Genomic DNA, 4,503 nt, shown 5'->3' with positions numbered 1-4,503 from the left:
GGTATACAATCGATATTACGAAACGTCGGTGACTTTTTTTCAGGCAATTAGAGGATTCTTCTTAGAAGAGATACCGAAAATAACAGATATTTTGAAATGTAGGATAAACGACAAGTTTCAAGTCGTTGACTTAAATCCCATTAAGCTAGCCGTTTGAATCGGCACTAGTATATACCGTCTTTCCCCTTAAGATCTTCCACAAGCGTTCAATCGGGACCACTATATACAGAGGAATGCGCGCCTTTAAAACAATGCTAACTAATTTTTTAAAAAGGCAAAAATCATTTATAAAAAAGGCTTTTCTGTTGCTTTCATTAAAGGTTTGCGTTATAATGGAGCCTATGCTTTACAATTTAAAGTTTGCCTATTTGTTTTAACTCTCAATCTTTACGGGAGATTTTTTATAATGTCTTTAGATAAAGGTACCAAAGAAGAGATCACGAAGAAATTTCAATTGCATGAAAAAGATACTGGATCGGCAGATGTACAAATTGCTATCCTTTCAGAAAGAATTGCAGAAATTAATGAGCATCTTAAGCGTGAATCCAAGGATATTGTCTCCAGACTTACCTTAATGAAGCTTGTTGGACAGAGGCGTAAGCTTCTTGACTATCTCAATTCCACTGATACTCAGCGATACCAAAGTTTAGTCAAACGACTAAATTTGCGTCAAAAATTTTAAAATCGCAAATTCTTGAGTGCTTACACCCTAACCGCTAGGACTCTTCGCCTAGCGGTTTTTTTCTTTAACATCTTAAAAGCTCTGCATTTGACTTGTTGCATATCTTTCTTCTTGCTATAGTTTTACTTAAGCTTTTGTATTTTCAGGGTAATATTTTAGTTGACGAATTGATGAAGTGCCCATCTCTTAGGAAGAGTTCTCTTCTTAAGAAATGGTCAATTCATCCTCCAACTAAAGTAGCCTCCACTAAAAAACTATTTAAGGAGATAATATCTCATGCAATTTGACCATCAGGAAATAACTGTATCTATTGAAGAAGGAAAAACCATAACTTTTGAAACAGGCATAGTGGCTCGTCAAGCAAACGGCGCCGTTATTTTAACTTGCGGAGAAACCCTTTTATTAAGCACCGCTTGCCAAGGAAATATACCTTCTGCAGAAACAGATTTTCTTCCTTTACGCATAGATTATCAGGAAAAATTCTCTTCTTCAGGAAAAACTTTAGGTGGTTTTATTAAACGCGAAGGACGTCCTACGGGAAAAGAAACCCTCGTTTGTCGATTAATCGATAGACCTCTAAGGCCCATGTTTGAAAAAGGATACTTTAATGAAGTCCAGGTCCTCTCTTATGTTTTATCCTATGATGGAATAAATGCGCCCGAGCCTTTAGCTATTTGTGCGGCTTCAGCAGCACTTGTCATTTCCGATATTCCTTTAATTAAACCTATTGGAGCTGTACGCGTTGGAATGATTGGAGGGAAATTTATCATCAATCCAACTGTGGAAGAACAGAAATCCTCTAAATTAGATCTCATATTAGCTGGAACAGAAGAAGCTATTTTAATGATTGAAGGATACGCTGATTTTCTTGCAGAAGAGCAGATTTTAGTAGCTATAGAAAAAGGTCATGCTGCCATTAGAATGATTTGCCAAACTCTAAGTAAATGGCAAACACAGATCGGCAAGCCCAAAAACCCTGGAGAGTTAAAACTCTTATCTACAGATTTGATCGATGACATGCGTGAGAAAATAAGCGTTCATCTAAATACTGCACTAAGGATCAAAGAAAAATTGGATAGAGAGTCCGCTATTAAAGCGCTATTTACAGAAATGCTCACTCAATATACTGATAGAGATCTTGTATACACAGAATTGGAGATTAAAAGCGCATTTAAAAAACTTCAAGCCGAACTTCTACGTAAAATGATTTTAAATGAAAACATACGCGCTGATGGCCGAAGATCAGATCAAGTTCGCTCTATTGATATTAAGCCTTCTTTTTTACCCCGTACACACGGCAGCGCTTTATTTACAAGAGGAGAAACTCAATCTTTATCTGTTTGTACACTTGGTGGAGAAAATATGGCGCAACGCTCTGAAAATTTAGATGGAGAGGTTTCAGATCGCTTTTATTTACAATACTTCTTTCCTCCTTTTTCAGTCGGTGAAGTAGGACGCTTGGGAGCCCCTGGAAGACGAGAAATTGGTCATGGCAAATTAGCAGAGCGCTCATTAGCAAAGACCATTCCTTCCATAGATGTATTTCCCTATGTTATTCGCTTAGAATCAAACATCACAGAATCTAATGGATCTTCCTCCATGGCATCTGTTTGTGGGGGTTGCCTAGCCTTAATGGATGCAGGCGTACCGATTAAAAGACCTATAGCAGGAATTGCTATGGGATTAATTTTAGAAGATACAAGATTTGCTATTCTCTCCGATATTCTTGGATTAGAAGATGCTTTAGGCGATATGGATTTTAAAATTGCAGGAGATATGGAAGGAATAACCGCTTTCCAACTCGATATTAAAGTAGAAGGGATTACCATCGAGGTTATGCAAGCAGCATTAGCTCAAGCTAAGCAAGGAAGACTTCACATTCTACACAAAATGCTTGAAACATGTCCTAAATCTAAAGAAAATCTTTCCTCCTATGCTCCTCGTATTGAAACCGTTATGATTAAACCTTCAAAAATTGGAACATTAATTGGACCAGCAGGTAAGCAAATTCGCGCCATTATTGAAGAAACCGGTGCGCAAATCGATATCGATGATAGTGGTCGTGTTAGCATTGCATCCACCAATAGCGAATCGATGAACAGAGCAAAAGAGATGATTCACAACCTAACAACTGATGTAGAGATTGGAAAAACTTATAAAGGGAAAGTGGTATCCATTGTTAATTTTGGTGCTTTTGTAGAAATCTATGGCAGAGAATGCCTCTGTCATATCTCTGAGCTCTCTTATAGCAGGGTTCAAAATGTAGAAGAAGTACTAAAACTAGGCGATATCATTGAAGTTAAAGTCTTAGATATTAACGATCGTGGCCAAGTTAAGATCAGTCATAAAGCAACTCTTCCAACCTCTCAAAAAGATGTAGCACATAGAGACTGCAGAAGAGGCTGCGGAGGCTAAGGTTTTTAATAATTAAAATCGGAATAATCGGTTTTACAAAACCGTTGATTCCGGTTTAATTCGTTAATCTGTTTCATATCTTCAGGGTGTAAAAAGAAATCAAACACATGAAAGTTTTCTTGTAAGTGTTTCTTAGAAGAACCTTTAACCACCACTGCTATTTCCTTTTGAATCAGCCATTTCAAGATGATTTGTGCAGGTGTTTTTCGATACTTATCCCCTATCTTTTTAAATATTTCCTCCTGAACAAGCTCTCCTTTACCCAAAGGACGATAAGCAATTAAGCCGATCTGGTGATTTTGACAAAACTGGCACAGCTCCTTTTGATAAAGATAAGGATGAAACTCCACTTGGTTGTAATCAATCTGAATGCCCTTATCTATCGCATCTTGCAGATGATGTCTCGTAAAATTACTCACCCCAATATGATGAATCCTACCCTGTTTTTTTAATTTTTCCATCTCTTTTAGAACTTTCACCATCGGCTTTTCTCGATCAGGCCAATGAATTAGAAATAAATCAAGATAGTCCAAATTTAATTCTTGTAAAGCTAGATCACAGCTTTCTTCAGCGCTCTTTTGATTTAGAAAAAATTTAGAGGTAATGAATAATTCTTGTCGATTAAATCCCCGAATTGCTTTTGCAACATCTCGATGATTTTCATAAATCAGCGCTGTATCAATATGACGATAGCCTAATTCTAAAGCCATTTTTATCGCAGAAACACAAGATTTACCCGATAATTCCCATGTGCCTAAACCAATTAAAGGAACTTTTTCTTTTTTATCCATTAAAAACCCTCAGCTAAAGCTTAAAAGCAATTTAAAAATTGGGCAACAGCCTGTTGCCTTAATGCTCGTTTAACAAAACGATATACTTTTTTTGATTTTATCAGGTAGATCTTTCCTAATATCCGTTGGATAGAAGACGTGCTGATTAAGCACCCTGACTTTGCATTTCCTGGGCGTAAAGCCTTATTAAAAAGCGATATGTTCTATGAAGTTATTTTACTATACATGCCATAATTGCACACAAAGAAGGGGTTGCTCCTTAAACGGAGTAGGTTAAACTCTCCAATATAAACGAGATTTTTTCAAATCTCAAAACCGCTCATTAAAGAGCAAAAAAATGAGGAGCAACCCATGAAGCATTATATTGGATGAGATGTATCAATGAAAAGAACTTTTATCTGTGTATTAAATGAACAAGGTAAGATTGTCCATGAAGGTTCAGAAAAAACAGATCCTGATTTACTAGCAGATGATTTTTCCAAAAGAGATTTTCAAGAAATCGTTGTTGGCTTTGAAAGTGGATGTTTGGCCCTTTCAACCTTGAAGTGCACAAAAAAGAACATATAAATACTTGAAAAAACATCTATTGTGCACCCGAGCATAGCATGTTTGTAG

The 4,503-nt window shown here is 36.7% G+C and carries 4 protein-coding genes and 1 pseudogene; 4 read left to right on the top strand and 1 reads right to left on the bottom strand.

Translation table 11 applies throughout. The features are described 5' to 3' along the window. The first annotated feature begins 406 nt into the window (after window positions 1-406). Entirely contained in the window at window positions 407-682 is a 276-nt protein-coding gene (rpsO, locus tag RHOW815_RS06965; RefSeq protein ID WP_138107118.1) for a 30S ribosomal protein S15, read from the top strand. Window positions 683-958: 276 nt separating this feature from the next. Then, window positions 959-3,097: a polyribonucleotide nucleotidyltransferase gene (pnp, locus tag RHOW815_RS06960; RefSeq protein ID WP_215217597.1), complete on the top strand. Its 2,139-nt coding sequence runs from the start codon at window positions 959-961 to the stop codon at window positions 3,095-3,097. A gap of 5 nt (window positions 3,098-3,102) precedes the next feature. Here pnp and RHOW815_RS06955 read toward each other — a convergent pair whose 3' ends face one another. Next, window positions 3,103-3,888: an aldo/keto reductase gene (locus tag RHOW815_RS06955; RefSeq protein WP_215217596.1), complete on the bottom strand. Its 786-nt coding sequence runs from the start codon at window positions 3,886-3,888 to the stop codon at window positions 3,103-3,105. A 120-nt stretch (window positions 3,889-4,008) separates the two neighbouring features. Here RHOW815_RS06955 and RHOW815_RS06950 point away from each other — a divergent pair. Both RHOW815_RS06950 and RHOW815_RS06945 read left to right on the top strand, forming a co-directional pair. Then, a pseudogene (locus RHOW815_RS06950) lies at window positions 4,009-4,110 on the top strand (IS5/IS1182 family transposase); the annotation flags it as partial. 159 nt (window positions 4,111-4,269) lie between these two features. Beyond that, window positions 4,270-4,455, top strand: coding sequence for a hypothetical protein (locus tag RHOW815_RS06945; RefSeq protein WP_215217595.1), 186 nt, complete (start codon window positions 4,270-4,272; stop codon window positions 4,453-4,455). The last annotated feature ends 48 nt before the right edge of the window (window positions 4,456-4,503 follow it).

The sequence above is a fragment of the Candidatus Rhabdochlamydia sp. W815 genome (assembly GCF_018642185.1).
In the GTDB taxonomy this organism is placed as follows: Bacteria; Chlamydiota; Chlamydiia; order Chlamydiales; family Rhabdochlamydiaceae; genus Rhabdochlamydia; species Rhabdochlamydia oedothoracis.
Note: the sequence above shows the minus strand (reverse complement) of the source record. Positions and strands in the feature narration are given on the sequence as shown.